The sequence below is a fragment of the Mesorhizobium calcicola genome (assembly GCF_042682105.1).
Lineage (GTDB): Bacteria > Pseudomonadota > Alphaproteobacteria > Rhizobiales > Rhizobiaceae > Mesorhizobium > Mesorhizobium calcicola.
This window is the reverse complement of sequence record NZ_JBHUGY010000035.1, coordinates 41,006-60,797: the sequence shown is the minus strand read 5'-3', so window position 1 is coordinate 60,797 and position 19,792 is coordinate 41,006. Positions and strand designations below refer to the sequence as shown.

Below are 19,792 nucleotides of genomic sequence, written 5' to 3'. Positions count from 1 at the left end.
GGAACAAAAAAGGGAGAAAAAAAATGACACTGTTCAGAAGCAATGGCGACCGTGTGCCAGGCGCCATCGAGGCAATGGCGAAAGAGACGCGTGCAGGCAAGATGGACCGGCGCGAATTCCTGGCGCTGGCCAGCGCCTTCGGCGCATCGACGGCTTTCGCCTACGGCATGATCGGCCTTGCCGCGCCGACCAAAGCCCTGGCCGATGAACCGAAAAAGGGCGGAACGCTGCGTGTCGCGATGTCGGTCAAGGCACAGAAGGATCCGCGCACCTATGACTGGACGGAGATGGCGAACGTCACCCGTTGCTGGCTGGAGCCGCTCGTCCGCTATACGCACGAGTTCACGTTCGAGCCGGTGCTGCTCGAAAGCTGGGACGTCAATGACGACGCCACCGAATACACACTGCACCTGCGCAAAGGCGTCACCTGGAACAATGGCGATGCCTTCAACGCCGATGACGTGGTCTCCAATCTGAACCGCTGGTGCGAGAAGGGTGCTTCCGGCAATTCCATGGCGGCACGCGTCGGCGCGCTGATCGACACAACGACCGGCAAGGCCAAGGATGGCGCTATCACCAAGGTCGATGACCTCACGGTCAAGCTGAAGCTCAACGAACCCGATATCGCGATCATACCGGGCTTCACCGACTATCCGGCGCTGGTCGTGCATCGCGACTTCGACAAGGATGGCGCCGACCCGATCAAGAAGCCGATCGGTACCGGACCTTTCGAACTGGTGTCCTACGCAGTGGGTACGAAGGCGGTCGTCAAGCGTCGCGAGAACGGCAAGTGGTGGGGTGGTGAAACGCCGCTCGACGGTGTCGAGTTCATCGACTACGGCACTGACTTCAACGCCACACTGAATGCCTTCGAGTCCGGCGAGATCGATCTCGATTTCGAAACGCCGGCCGACTTCATCGACGCCCTCGACAAGATGGATCTGGTGAAATCGGAGGTCGCGACGGCGACCACGCTCGTTGCCCGCACCAACATCACCCACAAGCCCTATGACGACCAGCGGGTGCGCAATGCGCTGCAGATGGCCGTCGACAACAATGCCGTCATGCAGCTCGGCTACGCCGGGCTCGGCACGGTTGGCGAGAACCACCACGTCGCCCCGATCCATCCCGAATACTTTCCGCTGCCCAAGAAGACACGCGATGCCGCCGCCGCCAAGAAGCTGATGGCGGATGCCGGGCAGGCCGACTTCGAGCATGAGCTGATCACCGTCGAGGACGAATGGCAGAAGAACACCGGCGATGCGATCGCCGGCCAGCTGCGCGACGCCGGCATCAAGGTGAAACGCACGGTGCTGCCTGGCTCGACCTTCTGGAACGACTGGACGAAGTATCCATACTCGATGACCATCTGGTACATGCGCCCGCTCGGCGTCCAGGTGCTGGCGCTTGGCTATCGCTCGGGCGAGGCCTGGAACGAAACGGCCTATGCCAACCCGGATTTCGACGCCAAGCTGAAGCAGGCGCTCTCGCTGGCCGATCCTGCCAAGCGCAAGGAGGTGATGAAGGACGTCGAGCAGATCCTGCAGGATTCCGGCGTCATCATCCAGCCGTTCTGGCAGAAGCTCTACTGCCATATGAGCAAGAAGGTGAAGAATTACGGAATGCACCAGACCTACGAAATGGACTTCCAGAACGTCTGGCTGGACGCCTGATTTAGCTCCCAAGGCTAGATCTGCCGGCACCTGTGGCGGGACAGGTGCCGGCGCAAGCAAACACACTTTTGAAAACAGCGAGCGCGTCAAACATGGCCGACGACGAGATCATCCTTTCCGAGCTTTCCGACGACGAGTTGGTGCAGCAGATGCACGACGACCTCTATGACGGGTTGAAGGAGGAGATCGAGGAAGGCACCAACATCCTGCTCGAGCGCGGCTGGGTGCCTTACAATGTGCTTACCGAGGCACTGGTCGAAGGCATGCGCATCGTCGGCGAGGACTTTCGCGACGGCATCCTGTTCGTTCCCGAAGTGCTTTTGTCCGCCAACGCGATGAAGGCCGGCATGTTCATCCTGCGGCCGTTGCTTGCCGCCACCGGCGCACCGAAGCAGGGCAAGTTGGTGATCGGCACCGTCAAGGGCGACATCCACGACATCGGCAAGAACCTCGTCGGCATGATGATGGAGGGTGCGGGTTTCGACGTCATCGACCTCGGCATCAACAATGCGGTCGAGAAATATATGGCAGCGATTGAAGAGCACCAGCCCGACATCATCGGCATGTCGGCGCTGCTGACCACGACCATGCCCTACATGAAGGTCGTCATCGACACGATGAAGGAAAAGGGCATTCGCGACGACTATGTCGTGCTGGTTGGCGGCGCGCCGCTCAACGAGGAATTCGGCAAGGCCGTCGGCGCCGATGCCTATTGCCGCGACGCGGCCGTGGCGGTCGAGACCGCCAAGGACTTCATGAAGCGCAAGCACAACGTCCGCGCGTCATAGCCGCAAGGCAATCTTGCGTCCTTCGTGGAATGCGTAGGGCGCCTGGCGGGGAGCGACACCGTCCCCGATCTCCAGGAATGTCTGGGACGTAGGTTCCAACTCTTTCGCCAGCCAATTGGCCGCCATGTTGGTGGTTGCAAGAACAAGGCTATCGCCTGGCAAGAAGCTTTCTTCACGAGTGTTGTGGTCGACGAGGGTCACCCCGTCCCCGTGCCACTCCAGGACGCTGACATCAACGACCCATTTGACGCCAAGCAGGCGCAATGTCCGGCGCAGCGGGAAATCGGCAGCCGTCCGCTGTAGCTCCTTGCCGACCAGCGGATCGGGCGTGAGAATGGTCACTTGATGGCCATCCTCGGCAAGTTTCCAGGCTGTGCCACCACCGCGCCAGCCTCCGCCCTCGTCGAGCAAAAGCACGCGCTTGCCTGGTCGCGCATGGCGGGCCATGACGGATTCGATCGAGAAAACATTTCCCTTTTCGATGCCTGGCAGGCTTGGCATTGCCGGTAGCGCTTTCTGAAATCCGGTTTCGGGAGACACCGACCCCGTGGCCAGGATAACGGTATCAGCCTGGAACGAGGGAATTTCCGACGCTTCGACATAGGTGTTCAGCCGGACGTCGACGTTCAGCTTGTTGAGTTGCCGCTCATACCACCCAATAAGGTCGAGGATCTGCCCTCGGCGCGGCTGCAGCCCGGCGAGCAGAAAGTTCCCGCCCAGCCTGCTGGAAGCTTCGGCCAGCACCACGTCGTGACCCCGTTCGGCGGCAACGCGTGCCGCCTCCAGGCCGGCGGGGCCGCCGCCGACGACAAGCACCCGCTTTTTGATGGCGGCGGACGTGAACCGGTCACCACCCCATTCGAACTCGCGCCCTGCCGAGGGATTGATAAGACAGCTGATCCAGTAGTCGCGCGAACGACGGCCCCAGCACATCTGATTGCAGGATATGCATCCGCGCACATCGTCCGGCCGGTCTGCCGCGGCCTTGCTTGCCAGATGCGGGTCGGCGATCTGGCCCCGCACGATCGAGACAAGGTCGGCAGCTTTTTCGCCGAGCACCGTTTCGGCGTTCTCTGGCGTCCTGATATGGCTCTCGGCCACCACAAGGGCCGTCTTGACCACGCTTTTGAGGGTTGCCGCGAGATCGGCGCCAAGCTTCTCCGGGTAGAGGAAGGTCGGCATTATCTTGTAGAAATCGAGGTAGCTGCCGGTGCCGCAGGTCACGTAATCGATCAAACCCTGCTCATCATGCAGCCGAATGATCTCCGCCAGTTCCTGGCGACTGAGCGCGACGGCGTAATCCGGCTCATCGCTAATCGACAATCCAACGATAAAATCTCGGCCGCATGTTTCGCGGATGCGGCTCAGGATTTCGCGCGATATCCGCGTGCGGTTTTCGAGCGAGCCTCCCCATTGGTCGTCGCGTTGGTTTGTCCATGGTGTCCAGAACTGATCGATCAGTCCGAGATAGGCAGCCCAGACTTCGACACCATCGAAACCGGCTTCCTGGCAGCGGCGCGCGGCCTGAACGAAGCCGTCGATGGTCTGCCAAATCTCATCCTGCGACATGGCATGGGAGCCGTCGCTGTCGTGATAGCTTGGAAGGCCCGAGGGCGACCAATGCGCATGAAACGAGTTGTCGGAATCGCCATGCGCACCGACGTGATAGAGCTGCTGGATGGCGATCGCTCCGTGGTCCTTGATCGCGCGCGTGACCCGCTGGAAATGGGGAATGACGCTATCGTCGCCAGGTCGAAAATTGCCGCGTGTCAGTACGGCGGCCTGATGGACCGGCATGGGTTCGACAACAATCATGCCGGCCCCGCCGATCGCTCGTTCGGCATAGTAGGCAACGTGGCGCTCGGTCGGCACCCCGTTTTCGGCCATGTTGGCGGTATGAGCCCCGAACACGATCCGGTTTCGCAGGGTGCGACTGCCCAGTTTTGCAGGTGAAAACAGATGCGGAAAGAGTTTTGACATAGGTATCTCACAGCGGGTCGGAGGGCGGCAACCCGCCTGGTGCGGCAGTTAGGAGGCTTGTCCCATACTCACGGATTTCTGAAGCGCTGCGGCCAGGCCGTCGCGCACGGCGGCTTCAAACCCAGCCGCGCGCATAGCCTCGATTGCTGCCGCGGTGGTGCCGCGGTAGTCGAGGAAAGTCTGGACAATGTCTTTGGGATTGTCTTTGCGGGCCTCGAGGAGTTTTCCCGTTCCAATCAGCACCGCGCTGACGCTCCTTCGGGCAATGTCCGGGCTTATCCCCCGGCTGACGGCATCGTCCATCATCGCCGCCGCCAAAAGCGCCGGAAACGCCGGGCCGGATCCGGTGAGGCCGGTGAGATAGTCGATATCCGCTTCGCTTTTGACCTCATCGGCGGCGCCACAGGCCTCCAGAATTCGGCGAACGGCATTGCGGTCATCGGCGGTGATCCCCTGAGAGCCTATCCAGGGCGTATAGGAGGTCCGCACCTCCGCCGCTGCGTTCGGAAGTGTGCGGACGACACGGTCGGTCTTGAGACGACCCGCCAATTGGTCGAGAGGGATTCCAGCCATGACCGACAGGACGAGCTTGCCATGCGCGGAAATGTCGATGGCCGGCCAATCCTGGGGTCGGACCGATACGATGATGACGTCAGATCGATCCGCCAGTTTCTGATTGTCGCTGGTCCATCGAGCGCTTGGCAGAAAGCCGGGTTGCCCGCTTCTATAAGAGAGCGAGAGGTGCTCAGCGGACACTATCTGCGCATCGATGACTGCTTCGGCGATGGCGCGTCCGAGCCAGCCACCACCGCCGATTATTCCGATCCTCATGGGTTCGCCCATTGTCGAAACTTTTCCTCAATCCGCCGAATAGCCATGTCTGGCGAAGAACCGGTCAAGCTCGCGGTTCTGTGGAGCCTCACCTGTAAAAATCTCCACGTAGCCGGGAATGCGCTTCATGCGGACCGCGAGATCTTCCTTGGTCTGCATCGAGATGTAGCCGATCTGCACCAGGTAGATGGTGCGCGCGCGAACGTCGGCTGAGCTTTCTTCGTAACCGAAGCGGACGAACATTTGGCTCATGGCGTCGAGTCGCGTCTGATCGGCTTTCTGGACCTCGGCCAGAATGTCGGGAGACTGCAGCGCCCAGCTTCTGACTGCGAATTCGAACTGGGAATCGAAGAGGGACTTGTCGAGCCAGCAGTCGAAAACATTCAGCATCGCTTCGGCGACCGTCTCGGCATATGCCTCGGCCTGCTTGACGAGGTTGCCGGTGTTCTTGTCCCGCCATCGGGTCAATAGGGCAACCAACAGTTCTTCTCTGTCCTTGAAGAACCAATAGAAGCTGGTGCGCGACAGGCCCAGCTTCTTGGCCAATGGCGAAATTCTCACCGTGTCGACGCCGGATTCGAGAAGCAAATCGTAGGCGGCTTCAAGCCACCCCTCCGGCGATCCGCGCCATCCGCTGTCGTTCGAGATTTGCTCCATCAGCAACATCCCTAACAAAATGTCGAAGCGAAAACCAGCAAAATGTACATCTATGTCGAGTTAGCCGACTTGGATGCACTCAAATTTGACACATATGTACATTTTCGAATAGCCTCCGCACATACCGCCCCGTCCCGGAGTCCGTCAGATGTCGAACGATCCCCTTCTGCAGCCGTACAAACTCAAGCATTTGACACTGCGCAATCGCATCATCGTGACGTCCCACGAGCCGGCGTATCCGGAGGACGGAATGCCGAAGCAGCGCTATCTCGCTTACACGGTAGAGCGGGCGAGGGGCGGTGTGGCGATGACGATGACAGCCGGGTCTGCGGCGGTCTCGAAGGACAGTCCTCCGGTTTTCAATAACCTGCTCGCCTACAAGGACGAGATCGTGCCGTGGATCAGGCAGATGACCGATGCGGTGCACGAAGAGGGCGCCGCCATCATGATCCAGCTGACCCATCTTGGACGGCGTACACGCTGGGACAAAGGCGATTGGCTTCCCGTTGTGGCTCCCTCCCATCACCGTGAAGCCTCACACCGCGCGTTTCCCAAGAAAATCGAAGACTGGGATATCGAGCGCATCATCAAGGACTTCGCAGACGCCGCCGAGCGGATGAAGGCAGGCGGAATGGATGGCGTCGAGCTCGAGGCCTACGGCCACCTGCTCGAACAGTTCACGTCTCCTCTCACCAACGAACTCGACGGTCCTTATGGCGGTTCTCTCGATAACCGCATGCGCTTCTGCATGGATGTCTTGAAGGCGATCCGGTCCCGGGTGGGCGAGGACTTCATCCTGGGCGTCCGATATACCGCCGATGAATGTCTCCCCGGCGGCACTGGCAAGTCGGAGGGCCTCGAAATCTCCAGACGTCTCAAGGAAAGCGGACTTGTCGACTACCTCAACGTGATCCGCGGCCACATCGATACCGATGCGGGCCTGACGGACGTCATTCCGATTCAGGGAATGGCGAACGCACCGCACCTTGATTTTGCCGGCGAGATCCGCGCCGCGACCAACTTCCCAACCTTCCATGCGGCGAAAATACCGGACGTGGCGACTGCGCGCCACGCGATCGCGTCGGGTAAGGTCGACATGATCGGCATGACGCGCGCTCACATGACCGACCCGCATATCGTGCGGAAGATCATCGAAAAACGCGAAGACGAAATCAGGCCCTGCGTGGGCGCTAACTATTGCCTTGACCGCATCTATCAGGGCGGTGCGGCGTACTGCATTCACAACGCGGCGACCGGTCGCGAACTGACTATGCCGCACGTTGTCGCCAAGGCCGAGACCCGCAAGAAGATTGTCGTGGTCGGTGCAGGTCCGGCTGGCCTCGAGGCCGCCCGCGTCGCCGGCGAGCGGGGACATGAGGTTGTCGTCTTCGAGGCCGCCAGCGGTCCGGGAGGGCAGATCCGCCTGACGGCGCAGAGCCCGCGCCGCAAGGAGATGATGAGCATCATCGATTGGCGCATGGCTCAGTGCGAAAAATACGGAGTGGCCATCCGGTTCAATACCTGGGCGGAAGCCGAAACCATCGAGGCTGAAAATCCGGACGTCGTCATCATCGCCACGGGAGGAGTGGCGCATACCGACGTTCTTTCCAAGGGCAATGAGTTCGTGGTGTCTTCATGGGACATCATCTCCGGGGACGTGAAGCCGGGAACCAATGTCCTCATCTTCGACGACGCGGGTGATCACGCGGCACTCCAGGCCGCGGAATTCCTCGCGGGCGCCGGAGCGAAGGTTGAAATCATGACACCGGACCGGTCCTTCTCACCCGAGGTCATGGCTATGAACCTTGTGCCATACATGAGGTCGCTTCAAAAACTCGATGTGACCTTCACGGTCACCTATCGGCTCGAGTCTGTTGAAAGGAACGGCAACCAGCTCGTCGCACATGTCGGCAGCGACTACGGCGGCGTCTCCAAACAACGCGTCGTGGACCAGGTTGTCGTCAATCACGGCACCATTCCGCTTGACGACATCTATTTCGAACTGAAACCGAAATCGACCAATCACGGCGAGGTTTCGCATGACGAGCTCATCGCCGGACAAGCGCAATCGGTGATGCGGAATCCGCAGGGCCAATTCCAGCTGTTCCGCATAGGAGATTCTGTTTCGGCTCGCAACACCCACGCGGCGATCTACGACGCACTTCGCTTGGCGAAAGATATCTGATTGCCTGGAGCTGACGACAGCGTTGGCTCGGCGTCACTTTGATGGCTCCTTGCCATCCTGACAGCGTCAGGCATCCATGAGTGTGGCGGAACCATACGGAACAATAGCTATTGCGCCTGGCCATCGCCACGGCTGTTCAGTATTTCAAAATGGAATTCCTGTATCCTTGGATGTCTTGAAGGCGATTTGCGATCACTTTGCCGACCGCCTCGGGGCCGTGCACTGCAGCCATGTAAGTCCGAGCCCGCTCGCCGACCGCGGTGACGGTCTCACTATTATCCGCTAGTTGCGCCATGATCCGAGCAGCTTCATCTATGTCTGGATCGGCCCATTTCTGCGCTTCGATGTAATAGGGGTATTGATCGGGCTCCACACTGATCAATCGGTAGGGAACAGGAAAACCAGTTTGCGCGCCGACAAAGTCCTTGCTTCCCGAAAAGTCCGTTGCAATGACCGCTTTGCCCATGGCCATGGCTTCGGCAATTCCCAATCCGAAGCCTTCCGAGCGATGCAACGAGACGAAGACATCGCACGATTTCGTCAGGCAATAGGTTTCGGTTCGAGTGAGAACCTCGTCAATCAAGACAACCCGCTTGTCGGTCTGCGCAAGGCCACGAATTGAATTCAGAATTGCTCGTTTGTGCGGGCTATTGCCCATTGTCTTGATAATCAAGGAAACAGGTCGATTGCGGTCTTGTCCGAACGCGCGAAGATAGGCCTGTAAAACGGCATCCGGGTTCTTTCGGTCCGGGTAGGACGAAAAATCGAATGCAAACAAAAATGCGGTAGAATTTTCTGGAATCTGGAAGCGCTCCCGGTCCGCCTCGACATCGGGCGGAATGGATATAGCCACTGGAATGTGCACGACGGGGCGATCGGTACCGGCTGTGAAGGCGTCGCGGACGAAAGCCGTCGGCGCCCAAATCTCGTCCACGTGCTGCAAGCTATCCAGCCATTGCGGGTGGATCAGAGGCAGTTCCCAGAAAGGCCGGACGATGTTGTATCTGTTCCGCAGAACACCGGTGCCGACTCCATGAATGGTGGACCCCAGCATGTCGGCGTTCACGCAGAAAACGTTCACCATTTTGGACGGTCGGGCAGCGATGCGGTGCGTCAGGGCTCTGTCCCTGTGCGACGAAAGAACCTGCTCGTCAAAATTCGTGACATCGTAATTGATGCCCACACTCTCAATCGATCGGGCCAGCGAGCGCATGGCTTCGCCGACGCCCGTCTCTGAAAAAGGGTAACCGATGAGGGATAGCCCAGGCGCAAGCGAAGCCTGGGTTGTTGCATCGAAATTCGCGGGCCATGCACGCCTGAACATCGCATCGAGAAATTGCTTTCGCCTGGCCGGTGGCACCATTCTATAGAGCCAGCGGATATGAGGCTGAGCCTTTAGGAGAGTTCGATAGGCACGGCGCGCGACACGAGTTGCAATCATCGAGGCTTCTTTAGCGGAAACGTCCGCCATTCCATTCGGGCTGGTCCTCGAAGGGTCAAGTTGGCTCATTCTTTTGGCGACCGTTTGCGTGAACCTGGAAGGAATCCCGGCCGAAATTGCGCCACCGGACATATACCAGTCGGCGTAGTTTATCTGTGCCCCCCCCTCCTGGAGAGGGAAGTAAGATTGCAGATCGCGCCTCGCCGTCCAGAGCGCGTGCGCAAGCTGCGTGACCACACCACCAGGATTCGGATCAATGTCAGCCTGACGGTCGAGATTATCGGGCATCAGGGTGAAGGGATCGCCCTGGAAAGGCTCGAGCTTCTCGCGATAGAGAATTCGCGCAAGGTTCGGAATATCGGTGCCGTCAGAAAACGTCCCGAAGCCATAGGGCACTGTAGAAAACCTGCTCGCTCCGAAAACTTCCAATTGGTCATGATAGTCGGCCGTGAGGCTTGCCAACGCCTCGGTAGACGTTGGCTTCCACCGCTGCTGGTGCTTTGACAGGACGCTCCGGTCGCCGGGAGTGATCCCGCTAAAGTGAAAGAAGGCGAGTGGAGAGCCGTTGACCTCGTATCTCTCACTCGTCTTTTTGATCGTGCGGGTATCCAGGTTCCAGTACGCCACGTTGTAGGCTGGATCGCGCAAGATGTGCGTGCCCGAGCAATAAGCGGGCCACAGATCCATGAACTTCTGGTCAACGAAAATCCCGTCGCTCAGGCGATTGGCGACGCACTCGTTTCGCAGGCGCGTCTCCCACCATTCCAGCAAAGCCGACGTCTCGTCAGTCTTGGCCAGGGCCAGAAATCCCAGATTGTAGATCCCGGATCGCATAAAGGTCAGGTCGTTTGGGCTTTCGGAATGCAGGTTGGGAGCCAGCGCATGCGGCGTCAGGACGGAGGTCGCGCCTTCATCGAACGCCTGCAAGATCTCGTCAAAACGACGATAGGCAAGGATGTCCGGATCAAGATAAATGACGCGATCAAAACCTTCGGCGAAAAGTCGCCGAAATACTGTCGGCTTGATCGCCGTATTCAGTTCCATGACGTCGTAGCGAAAACTGAAGGCGCGGCGATCGGGCAGATCGAGATCGTCGAAGAAAATATGAGCGTCGAACTCAGGAAAGGCGTCGCTTTCCAGGTTCTCCCGACGTGTGTCAGCGATGGCAAGTATGCATGAAAAGTCCGGATGGTGACGAGCAAACGAAGACGCAAGCGCCCGGGAATAGTGGAGATAGTTCCAGGACGAAATCGTAAAAAACGCATTCCTCATGCTTAGCCCGAATCTTCCTTTGCCTTCGCCCCAAAACGTTGCCATAGCGCACGATAAGGGGAATCCACAATCGCAAGGGAACGGGCCGTGGCAAATAAGACTGCATTGATAACGGGCATCACCGGACAGGATGGAGCCTATCTATCGAAGCTGCTGCTTGAGAAGGGATACCGTGTGGTCGGCTCCATGCGCCGTACGTCGGGCATCGGCACATGGCGCCTGCGAGATCTGCAAATTCTGGACGATATCGAATTCGCGTCGATGGAACTGACCGAAGACTCAAACGTGCGTGGGGTGCTCGAGAAAATCAAACCAGACGAGATATACAATCTCGCGGCTCAAAGTTTTGTGGGCGATTCTTTTACCCAGCCCATCTACACGACCCAGGTCACCGCAGTCGGTGCATTGAGATTGCTCGAAGGCGTCAGGACCGTCGTCCCCACGGCTAAATTCTATCAGGCTTCAACGTCCGAAATGTTCGGAAAAGTGCAGCAGGTTCCGCAGACTGAGGAAACCCCTTTCTACCCACGCAGTCCCTACGGGGTCGCCAAACTGTTCGCGCATTGGACAGTTGTAAACTACCGAGAAGCATACGGATTGCATTGCTGCAGCGGCATCCTCTTCAATCACGAGTCACCTCTAAGGGGTATAGAGTTTCTGCCTCGAAAAGTGACGCTTGGCATGGCCAAATACGCGTTGCGGGGCGAAGGACCTCTGCGGGTCGGAAATCTGGAGGCGAAAAGAGATTGGGGCCACGCCAGGGACTACGTCGACGCCATGTGGAGGATGCTGCAAACGGCGTCGGTGACGGATTTCGTTGTGGCGACCGGCAGAACACATACCGTTCGTGATTTCATCGAAATGGCGGCGAGTGCCTGCGGCATCGCCTTGGATTGGCAAGGAACAGGGCACAACGAGCTGGCCACCGAACGGGCTACCGGCAAAGTCGTCGTATCTGTTGATCCAGCTTTCTACAGACCATCGGAGGTCGACCTCCTTGTCGGAGACCCTTCTCTTGCGAAAGAGGCACTAGACTGGAGCCCGACGGTCCGACTGGAGGAGCTGGTCGCCGAGATGGTCGAGGCCGATATGCAGCGGGTCTCTTCGAACCATGTTTCCGGGTTTTAGCAGACTGGCTGACGTCTAGTACCCCCACAGCTCGACCAGATCGCGACCGGCCAGGTCGCTGGCTGTGGAAACCTCAGCCGCGAACAGCCTTTTCAAATCGCCCGCTACGTCATCGGCTATTTCTGTTTCGAAGCCTTCCGCGCGATTGTCCCAGTACTCCTGGCTCACTTTGACGCCTAGAAATCGCTGTAATTGCTGCTCCCATGCCCCCTTCTCGCGGAAAGGGTGCGGGCGGATCAGGTCTTCATAGATCAAGACCAGTATTTGGTTGCGGGGAAAGGACCGATAATAACGGCGCAAATGCCTGCCGTAGAACGAATGTTCAATGTTCATGGATGCAGAATACCATGAATTATCCTGCGCTCTATGACTGGCGATCCCAATCAAGCCATTCCTGATATACGAATTTATGTCCAGACTCAGCTCCGGCCCCAGCGATGCGTCGATCTTTCCCTTCATGTGCCGGTACTGTGAAATCACACGGCTGACCGGCTCTCTCAGAGTCGCTATGATTTTTGCTTCCGGATTGTAAGATCTTATGCGCTCCGCCACCGGCGCGCTTGAGAGATAGACGGGCGAGATGTCGGCGAGATAGCGGTGGTCGACCGCCGCCTCCGCGAAGTGCGTATCGTACCGGGCCTCGGTGACGTCATCATCGATGCCGAAGCCATTAACTTCCTTCTCTTCGGGGACAAAGACTTCTCGCGTAGCGCTCAGCATCCTTGCCAGGCTGCTCGTGGCAGTCCGCGGCGCACCGATACCGATCAGATTTGCCCGCCTCGATGTGGGCGTCTTCAGTGCTGGCAATTTTGCCTCCCGGGAAAGCCGGCGACCAGGCGTGGCTTCAACATTCCTAATGTTCCTGTTGACGCGCCAAGGCGATCATTGTCGAGCGCCGCGCGCGCCACTATGAGCTTCGATAGAAAGTCTGAATGGGGAAAATCATTGGTGACCGCCGCAATCACGGCCCACGTCCCGGCGGTATCGGAGCCGGCTTTCCGGCGCATTCGCGCTCGCGATGTCGCGATGGCTTTGCTGCTTGGGCTCCTCTCTTTCCTGGTCTACAACGCGAATCTGCGTTCGATCACCGCAGCGGACAGCTATGCGGCGCGCTACCTGCCCTTTTCAATCTGGCAGAATCACAGCCTGACCCTGAATCCAATTCTAACCACGGTGGCTCAAGGACGAAAGCCTCCGGCAACGCCAGAGAACGATGGCACTGCTCATTGGATCCTGAAGGTTGGGGGAGACCGATATGTATCAAAATTTCCCATTGCCGTTCCCGTCATCCTTTCCCCGTTCTATCTGCCGGCAGTCATTTATCTGAACCACCATGGTTCCGATCCGCTGCTGTTCGACAAAGTCGCCCGGATCATGGAAAAGCTTTGCGCTTCTTCGCTGGCGGCGGTGTCCGTCGGCTTGCTCTATCTGCTCCTGCGGCGGCGGACAGATGAAGGGTTGGCCGCCATTCTGAGCCTGCTTTACGCATTTGGCACGACCACATGGGTCATCAGCAGCCAGGCGCTTTGGATGCATGGGCTTGCCCAGTTGCTGATCGTGGCCACAATGCTTTTGCTCACCGGACCAAGCACGGCATTGCGGGTCGTCCTTGCAGGACTGCTTTGCGGGCTTATCGCGGCCAACCGCCAGCCCGATGCCATATTGGCGGCAGGTCTGGGTATTTATGGCTTGTGGTGGTCTGGCCGCATGAGACCATTGCTCGTTTTGTCGGGCATGCTCCCCGTCGCTCTGACCCTGGCCTATAATCTCATGATCGTCGGCAATGTCGCGGGGGCTTATGCGCTGCATGTTCGGCCCGGCGATTTCAACCACGATATAGTGGGCGGCATCGCAGGCCTTCTTGTCAGTCCGACCCGAGGGCTCTTCGTCTTCTCCCCGTTCCTGCTGTTCGTCCCCATTTTTTGTCGTCGCGTCGCGGCTGAGCGCTCGGAGCGAGGCCTTACAGTGGCCGTTGGCTGCGCCATGATCGTGCAAGTGGCGTTCTACGCCATGATCGATTGGAGGCAGGGCATCTCCTGGGGGCCTCGATGGCTCACCGACATGCTGCCCATGCTGATGTGGATGCTTCCACCTGTCGTGAAGACCCTGTCCCGGAACGGACGCGTGGCATTCGGATTCGCATCGCTCCTGGCGATCTCGATACAGGCGATCGGTGCTTTCTGGTACACCGGCGCTGCCGACATTGCCATCGTCTCCACCCATGGCCCAGGCAGAATGCGACCTGCCTGGGACATACAAAACGCAGCCTTCATCGCCGAACTCAGTCACCCACATGTCCAGGCCGACCTGATCGTCGATCTGCGTGGCAACATCGATGCGGTCAATGTTCTTCCCATCGCTCAAGGCGCTGGCGACGAAGCAGGCAGGCAGATCGAGATTCTCGGATGGGCGCTCACCAACAACCACTCTCCAAGCGACGTCGCCGTGCTGGTCGATGGCCAATGGGGCGCTGCAACGCGGGAACTCTTTGCCAGGGCCGACGTGGAGAAGGCGCTGGGCCAGGCGAGCCCGGCCGGTTGGCGCGTCGCCATCCCGATCGGCCAGTTAACTCCGGGAGAGCATCTGTTGGCGGTGTTGGTGCGCGCCACGGAGGGTGGCGAACCGCGTCTGCTGAAGCAGATCTCTTTCTCCCTGGCGCCGGACAATGAGGCACTTGAGCACGTCACGGATCTGCCAAGCGCGGCGCGGCGTGCCCGGCAGATGCTCGCAAGCCATCAGCAGGCCGCCGGCTATTGGCTGACCTCCTATACGAGCGCAACGCGGTTCGAGCAGCCGCGCCAGGAACTGAACACCTATCTCAACGCCATCATGCTTGATGTCGTGAGCCCTGTCGCCGAAGCCGCCGGAGCGAGCGACATGCTTGCAAAGGCACGACAGTTCCTGGCTGCCCAGATCGAGCCGAGCGGCCTTGTTCGATATCACGGCCGGCCAGATGCGCCGACGATCGGCACGCTTGGCTGCGCCATCACGCCCGATTCGGATGACACCGCCCTGGCTTGGCGGGTCGCGCCCAGCGAAAAGAAGGAACTGCTGCAACCCGCGCTTGCCACCATAACGCAGTTCAGGCGGCCTGACGGACTCTACCAGACCTGGCTCGCACCACGGGACAAATACCAATGCCTCGATCCCGGACGCGACCCCAATCCGGCGGATGTTGGGATCCAGATGCATCTATTGCTGTTTCTCGAACAGGCGGACAAAGCGGCCGCGCGTTCGCTGTGCGAAGCGCTCTCGAAAAAAGCGGGCGACGACGATATCTGGGTCTACTACGCCGGTGCGCCGCTCATGATCACTCTGCGGTTGGCAGACCTGGAAAAGGCCGGCTGCTCGCCGCGGTTCCCACAGGCGCGATTGCGCACTGAAATTCCCGGACAGGAGATCTGGCTGCGCGTCGCCGACCAGCTCCGGCAGGTGGAAAGCCAGGCTGGTTCATATGCTGCCTATCAGCGTACGACCGAACTGCTCACCGATATTGCCGCGCATGACTTTTCCTTGATGAGCGATACGCCTCCGCTTCTGTATCACAATGACCTCACCGCAACGGTGAAACGATTCTATTGGTCGCAAGATTTCGGATATGCGCTCTGGTTGCGGCTCTATTTCGAGAACGAACGTATGCTATCAAAGCTTCCTTGTGGTTCCGGCGGCCCGGACCAAAAATGTGGTGAGAAGTGACGCAAATCGCGAGCGACATGGTCGGTCAAAGTCGCCCCCGGGCGACACAGATGCTGTCGCGTTGGTTCTCTTGCATCCGTTTCGATGAAGTCGTAGCGCTTCAGGCCACTCCGATCATCGGTGCGGTCCTTTCGATCGGAGCGCTGTCGGCAAGCCATGCCCTGACGGTAGCCATTTTGATAGCCGGCAATTTCTGCCTGATGGCTCACGTGTTTGTCCTCAACGACTGGTCTGGAATCGAGGGCGATCTCAAAGACCCGGATCGAGCCAGCCGAACATTCGCGGCAAAAGGCCTGACGCGCAGGGAAGTCGGCTATCTTGCCGGCTCATTGCTGGCGATCAGTCTGCTCCTGTTTGGGCTGATAAACACGAGGGCACTTGTTGTCGCGATGACGATAGCAGGGCTAAGCGCCTTGTATTCCAGCCCCACCCTGCATTTGAAGGGAGTTCCACTTTTCAACTCGGCCCTGCATTTTGTCGGCGGTTGCATGCACTTCCTGCTCGGATATGCGGTTTTTGGCGCGATAAATGCACAAAGCCTCGTCGTAAGTTGTTTCTTTGGGTTGGTATTCACCGCCGGCCATTTCACGCATGAAGCGCGCGACTATGACGTTGACCTGCTCAACGGCATTCGGACGAACGCCGTGGCGTTTGGCAAGACCAGAAGCTTTGTCGCAGGTCTCGTCCTTTTTGTCTCGGCATATGCGTTCATGGTTGCGTTGGCTGCGTTCGGGTTCGTTCCGTTCGCCCTCGTCTTTGCCGCTGCACTCATTCCGGTACACCTGTTGGCTTCCCGCCGTGCCATGCGGGCCGGCTTGGCGTCCGGGAGCCTCCATCGACTGCAACGGTGCTACCGGGCTCTCTTCGCCACCATTGGTATCGTTATGATCATGGTGGTCGCTTTGTCCTAGCCGGCAGTGTCGGGCTCCACCGCAACAGCTGACATGACGGCTTCGAGGTTCCATGCTTTCCGTAATCGTACCGGTCTTCAACGAAGCAGCGACATTGCCACATGTGCTGGCGATGGTGAGTACAGCGCTTCCCTCGGTGGCGAAGGAAATCATCATCGTGGACGACGGTTCCTCCGACGGCACCCGCGAGTGGCTGCGGGCCAATTTTCCGACCGGCACCCGCTGCGCCACATCTCTAACCGTCGGCGTCGACGGAGCTCTCGTCTTTACGCAGGAGCCGGCGATTGCCCCGGTCACGGTGCGGCCGTTCTATCACGAAAGAAATAGCGGAAAAGGCGCCGCATTGCAGACCGGGCTGGCGGAAGTGAACGGCGACGTCATTGTCATCCAGGACGCCGACCTTGAATACGATCCTGCGGATTGGACCGTTATGTACGACCTCATTGTCAGGCGAAAAGTTGCAGACGTCGTCTACGGCTCACGTTTCTACGGCCGGCCCCATCGCTCTCTCTATTTCCACCACTATTTGGCCAATCGCTTCATCTCACTGGTGTTCAATCTTCTTTATAACCAGACGCTTACCGACATCGAGTGCTGTTACAAGATGTTCACGCGAGAGGTCATGAGCGGGTTGCGCCTGACCTGTAACGACTTTGGTTGCGAAATTCAGCTTAGCGCTCAGATCGCGCTTGCTGGCCGCTGGCGTATCTACGAGATGGGCATCAGCTATTTCGGCCGCACCTACGAGGAAGGCAAGAAAATCGGATGGCGCGATGGCGTCAAGGCAATCTGGTATCTCGCCCGCTTCCGGCTCTTTTCTTGAACCTCCGTTCGAGGCGAAACAACGCGGAAAGCAGCGTGCCAAGCGGGTAACACAGGGGAGGGGCGTCGGCTCGCGGCTGCGATATATGGGTGGCTTAGTCCCGGTCTAATCAAGACACGCGGCGAACGCTTAGCTTTCTGCCGTCAGCTCGTTGCACCTGATTTGATCTTCTCCAGTTCTGCCTCGAGCGTCTTGGCGTACTCCTCGATCTGAGCCCGGGACTGCTCGAGGCTTCTGGCGTATTCGACCGCGGATTCGTTCGCTTCCCGCAATTGGACCAATGTCTCTTCCAGGGAGCTGGCATAACGCGCGGACTCCTCGGCATTTCGCGATCGCTCTTCCAGGGCGGCCTGCAAGCTGTGCACATATCGATCAACCTCGCCCTTCAGGGCATCGCCGTCGGTGGCCTCCTCGACCTCAGCCCGCGACTGTTCGAGGCTTCTGGCGTATTCGGCGGCGGCTTCGTTCGACTCCCGCAGCTGCGCCAGGGCCTCTTCCAGGGCGCTGGCGTAACGCGCGGACTCCTCGGCACTTCGCGATCGCTCTTCCAGGGTGACCTGCAAGCTGTGCACATATCGACCAGCCTCGCCCTTCAGGGCATCGCTGTTGGCGGCCTTCTCGATCTGAGCCCGCGACTGTTCGAGACTTCTGGCGTATTCGGTCGCGGTTTCATTCTCCTTCCGCAACTGGGCCAATGTGTCTTCCAGGGAACTCGCGTAACGCGCCGCCTCCTTGGCTTCTCTCGATCGCTCTTCCAGGGCGACCTGCAGGCTGTGAACATATCGACCGACCTCGCCCTTCAGCGCATTGCTGTTGGCGGCGATGATCGCCTGGGCGGTGCTTCGCTCGAGCGTCATTTTTTCCAGATGCTCGATGCCGATCGTCACCAGGCTTGATGGAAACTCGCCATTCTGCTGCCTGATCCAGCCGGAGCTCCCGGCGGCCACAACGCCCAGGGACACACCGTCGAAGGCCATTCCGGTCTGCTTTGCCACGGCGCTGGCATAGCCAAGGCCATCTTGGTCCTGAAAAAGAATGGCGTCGAAATACTGGGCGCGGACGTGTCTCAACAACTGGATTGTTGAAGCCAGAAAGGACGGCTGGATCAGCGGCCCGTCTGCGTCGAAATACTCGACGTCGAAGGAATGGCTTTTGGCAAAATCCGCGAAGGCATTCTCGTCCGCCTCGGTAAACGCGCCGATGTCGACGATGGAGACGTCAATGTCGGCGGCTATGGCGGCGTCGACCGCGGCTCTCGCCGCGCCATCACCATGGATAGGCTTCCAAAACAGGTCGCCGACAAGGCACAGTTTCCGCCGGCCCGTACCCCGGCGCATGACGCGTAGGCGAGGACGCCCTGACGATCGCTGCGGAGGAGGAGGATGCTGAATGGAGGCATAGACATCGTCGAACGACTGCTTCACTGCGCCGAAAACGGCCGGATCAGGCGCACGGCCTGCAGCGGCACCACGCAGTTCGGAAAAGATCGGCGCGATCCATGCAGACCATACGCCCTGACGGCAATCCAGGTCCTCGGGCTCTTGATGGTGCCACAGTTCCCGCGACAGAAAGCCGTCGATCTCGGCAGCGGCATCCGGGATGGATTTTGGCCACGCAATATTGAGTTCATCGCCCAGGCGGCGCGCGACCGATCTCCAGTCGTCCAGCAACGTCGAATAGTCGCAGAACGCCCTGTCGACGTCGCGCGTGTGTTCCTCGGCTGCCAGATTGTACCGCAACCACAGCAGGCCGCCCCGATCCAGGGGCCAGGATTGCCAGTCGCCTCCCTGGCCCTGGCGCTTCGCCAGCGAGAGCGCGACTTCCACCGGGTTGCGCGAGATGACGACCGCGACGCACCGTATTTCCAGTTTGGCCAGCGCGGCGCGCCACAAGGGAAACAGCAGCGAGATCCGCGGATCCTTCAGCACGAAGAGTGGATCGTCGCCGTATTCCTCGACGATCAGATCTTTCAGCCGGTCGACGAAGGCCTGTGCCGCAGGCCGTTGCAGCCATTCGCCGGACGGTCCCTGGACATCGTTTACGGGCGATTCGGCCAGACCCAGAATCTCGTCGTTGAGGCGAACAGCGGCTTCCGGCTCCCAATGGCCGGTCTCGTTGCCCAATCCCGCAGGATTGAGGTTGCGCGGCAAGGAGGCACCGAGAAGACTGAACATGCGCGCCAGCGCGGACGTGCCGCTGCGGTGCATCCCGACGACGATTATGGCGGTTCTGCCGGTCATAAGACTTCCAGGGAAACGTGCTTGGCGCTTGGCGGCGCTCGAACCTCAAGGACGGGCGGGGCCAAACGCTCCCGATCGCAGGCGTTGGAAATCCGCTGAACTGTTGGCAACGATCGCACCCACATGCATAGTCGTCGCTTGGCGTCGTAGCCGACATATGACGTTTG

Annotated in this window: 13 protein-coding genes; 7 read left to right on the top strand and 6 right to left on the bottom strand. The window is 59.2% G+C overall.

The annotated features are described in order from the left end of the window. The first annotated feature begins 23 nt into the window (after positions 1-23). Both ACFSQT_RS23420 and ACFSQT_RS23415 read left to right on the top strand, forming a co-directional pair. The gene (locus tag ACFSQT_RS23420) at positions 24-1,673 is read left to right on the top strand and encodes an ABC transporter substrate-binding protein (protein WP_379022594.1); all 1,650 of its coding nucleotides are present in this window, start codon (positions 24-26) and stop codon (positions 1,671-1,673) included. Between the two features lie 92 nt (positions 1,674-1,765). Further along, positions 1,766-2,461, top strand: a complete 696-nt coding sequence (locus ACFSQT_RS23415; protein ID WP_379022592.1) for a corrinoid protein — start codon at positions 1,766-1,768, stop codon at positions 2,459-2,461. Here the strand turns inward: ACFSQT_RS23415 and ACFSQT_RS23410 are convergent. The 3 genes from ACFSQT_RS23410 to ACFSQT_RS23400 are packed head-to-tail and all read right to left on the bottom strand — an operon-like array spanning position 2,456 to position 5,929. Then, on the bottom strand, positions 2,456-4,441 hold the full coding sequence (locus ACFSQT_RS23410; protein ID WP_379022590.1) for an oxidoreductase: 1,986 nt from the start codon (positions 4,439-4,441) through the stop codon (positions 2,456-2,458). The genes ACFSQT_RS23415 and ACFSQT_RS23410 overlap by 6 nt on opposite strands. Before the next feature lie 48 nt (positions 4,442-4,489). Next, a complete protein-coding gene (locus ACFSQT_RS23405) occupies positions 4,490-5,284 on the bottom strand; it encodes a pyrroline-5-carboxylate reductase family protein (RefSeq protein ID WP_379022588.1) in 795 nt (264 codons plus the stop codon). A 15-nt stretch (positions 5,285-5,299) separates the two neighbouring features. Next, positions 5,300-5,929 carry a TetR/AcrR family transcriptional regulator gene (locus ACFSQT_RS23400; protein ID WP_379022586.1) on the bottom strand — a complete coding sequence of 210 codons (630 nt, stop codon included), beginning with the start codon at positions 5,927-5,929 and terminating at the stop codon, positions 5,300-5,302. A 148-nt stretch (positions 5,930-6,077) separates the two neighbouring features. Between ACFSQT_RS23400 and ACFSQT_RS23395 the strand changes: the two genes are divergently transcribed. Beyond that, positions 6,078-8,114: an oxidoreductase gene (locus ACFSQT_RS23395; RefSeq protein ID WP_379022584.1), complete on the top strand. Its 2,037-nt coding sequence runs from the start codon at positions 6,078-6,080 to the stop codon at positions 8,112-8,114. A 136-nt stretch (positions 8,115-8,250) separates the two neighbouring features. On the opposite strand, the gene ACFSQT_RS23390 is transcribed toward ACFSQT_RS23395, so the two are convergent. After that, on the bottom strand, positions 8,251-10,827 hold the full coding sequence (locus tag ACFSQT_RS23390) for a glycosyltransferase (RefSeq protein ID WP_379022582.1): 2,577 nt from the start codon (positions 10,825-10,827) through the stop codon (positions 8,251-8,253). Between the two features lie 87 nt (positions 10,828-10,914). Here ACFSQT_RS23390 and gmd point away from each other — a divergent pair, with 87 nt between their 5' ends. Continuing rightward, a complete protein-coding gene (gmd, locus tag ACFSQT_RS23385) occupies positions 10,915-11,955 on the top strand; it encodes a GDP-mannose 4,6-dehydratase (protein WP_379022580.1) in 1,041 nt (346 codons plus the stop codon). 15 nt (positions 11,956-11,970) lie between these two features. On the opposite strand, the gene ACFSQT_RS23380 is transcribed toward gmd, so the two are convergent. Next, positions 11,971-12,762: a sulfotransferase family protein gene (locus tag ACFSQT_RS23380; protein WP_379022578.1), complete on the bottom strand. Its 792-nt coding sequence runs from the start codon at positions 12,760-12,762 to the stop codon at positions 11,971-11,973. A gap of 141 nt (positions 12,763-12,903) precedes the next feature. Here ACFSQT_RS23380 and ACFSQT_RS23375 point away from each other — a divergent pair, with 141 nt between their 5' ends. From ACFSQT_RS23375 to ACFSQT_RS23365, 3 genes are read left to right on the top strand one after another with little or no spacing between them, the layout of a single operon-like run. Continuing rightward, positions 12,904-15,651: a hypothetical protein gene (locus tag ACFSQT_RS23375; RefSeq protein WP_379022576.1), complete on the top strand. Its 2,748-nt coding sequence runs from the start codon at positions 12,904-12,906 to the stop codon at positions 15,649-15,651. Between the two features lie 50 nt (positions 15,652-15,701). Then, positions 15,702-16,562 carry a UbiA family prenyltransferase gene (locus tag ACFSQT_RS23370; protein ID WP_379022574.1) on the top strand — a complete coding sequence of 287 codons (861 nt, stop codon included), beginning with the start codon at positions 15,702-15,704 and terminating at the stop codon, positions 16,560-16,562. A gap of 52 nt (positions 16,563-16,614) precedes the next feature. Beyond that, on the top strand, positions 16,615-17,385 hold the full coding sequence (locus ACFSQT_RS23365; protein ID WP_379022572.1) for a glycosyltransferase family 2 protein: 771 nt from the start codon (positions 16,615-16,617) through the stop codon (positions 17,383-17,385). 143 nt (positions 17,386-17,528) lie between these two features. Here the strand turns inward: ACFSQT_RS23365 and ACFSQT_RS23360 are convergent, their stop codons facing one another. Beyond that, a complete protein-coding gene (locus ACFSQT_RS23360; protein ID WP_379022570.1) occupies positions 17,529-19,625 on the bottom strand; it encodes a sulfotransferase family protein in 2,097 nt (698 codons plus the stop codon). Between the last annotated feature and the right edge of the window lie 167 nt (positions 19,626-19,792).

What these genes read in the sequence shown, in the direction of transcription:
- ACFSQT_RS23420 (WP_379022594.1), top strand. Translation starts at nt 24, where the DNA reads ATGACACTGTTCAGAAGCAATGGCGACCGTGTGCCAGGCGCCATCGAG.
- ACFSQT_RS23415 (WP_379022592.1), top strand. Translation starts at nt 1,766, where the DNA reads ATGGCCGACGACGAGATCATCCTTTCCGAGCTTTCCGACGACGAGTTG.
- ACFSQT_RS23410 (WP_379022590.1), bottom strand. Translation starts at nt 4,441, where the DNA reads ATGTCAAAACTCTTTCCGCATCTGTTTTCACCTGCAAAACTGGGCAGT.
- ACFSQT_RS23405 (WP_379022588.1), bottom strand. Translation starts at nt 5,284, where the DNA reads ATGGGCGAACCCATGAGGATCGGAATAATCGGCGGTGGTGGCTGGCTC.
- ACFSQT_RS23400 (WP_379022586.1), bottom strand. Translation starts at nt 5,929, where the DNA reads ATGGAGCAAATCTCGAACGACAGCGGATGGCGCGGATCGCCGGAGGGG.
- ACFSQT_RS23395 (WP_379022584.1), top strand. Translation starts at nt 6,078, where the DNA reads ATGTCGAACGATCCCCTTCTGCAGCCGTACAAACTCAAGCATTTGACA.
- ACFSQT_RS23390 (WP_379022582.1), bottom strand. Translation starts at nt 10,827, where the DNA reads ATGAGGAATGCGTTTTTTACGATTTCGTCCTGGAACTATCTCCACTAT.
- ACFSQT_RS23370 (WP_379022574.1), top strand. Translation starts at nt 15,702, where the DNA reads ATGCTGTCGCGTTGGTTCTCTTGCATCCGTTTCGATGAAGTCGTAGCG.
- ACFSQT_RS23365 (WP_379022572.1), top strand. Translation starts at nt 16,615, where the DNA reads ATGCTTTCCGTAATCGTACCGGTCTTCAACGAAGCAGCGACATTGCCA.
- ACFSQT_RS23360 (WP_379022570.1), bottom strand. Translation starts at nt 19,625, where the DNA reads ATGACCGGCAGAACCGCCATAATCGTCGTCGGGATGCACCGCAGCGGC.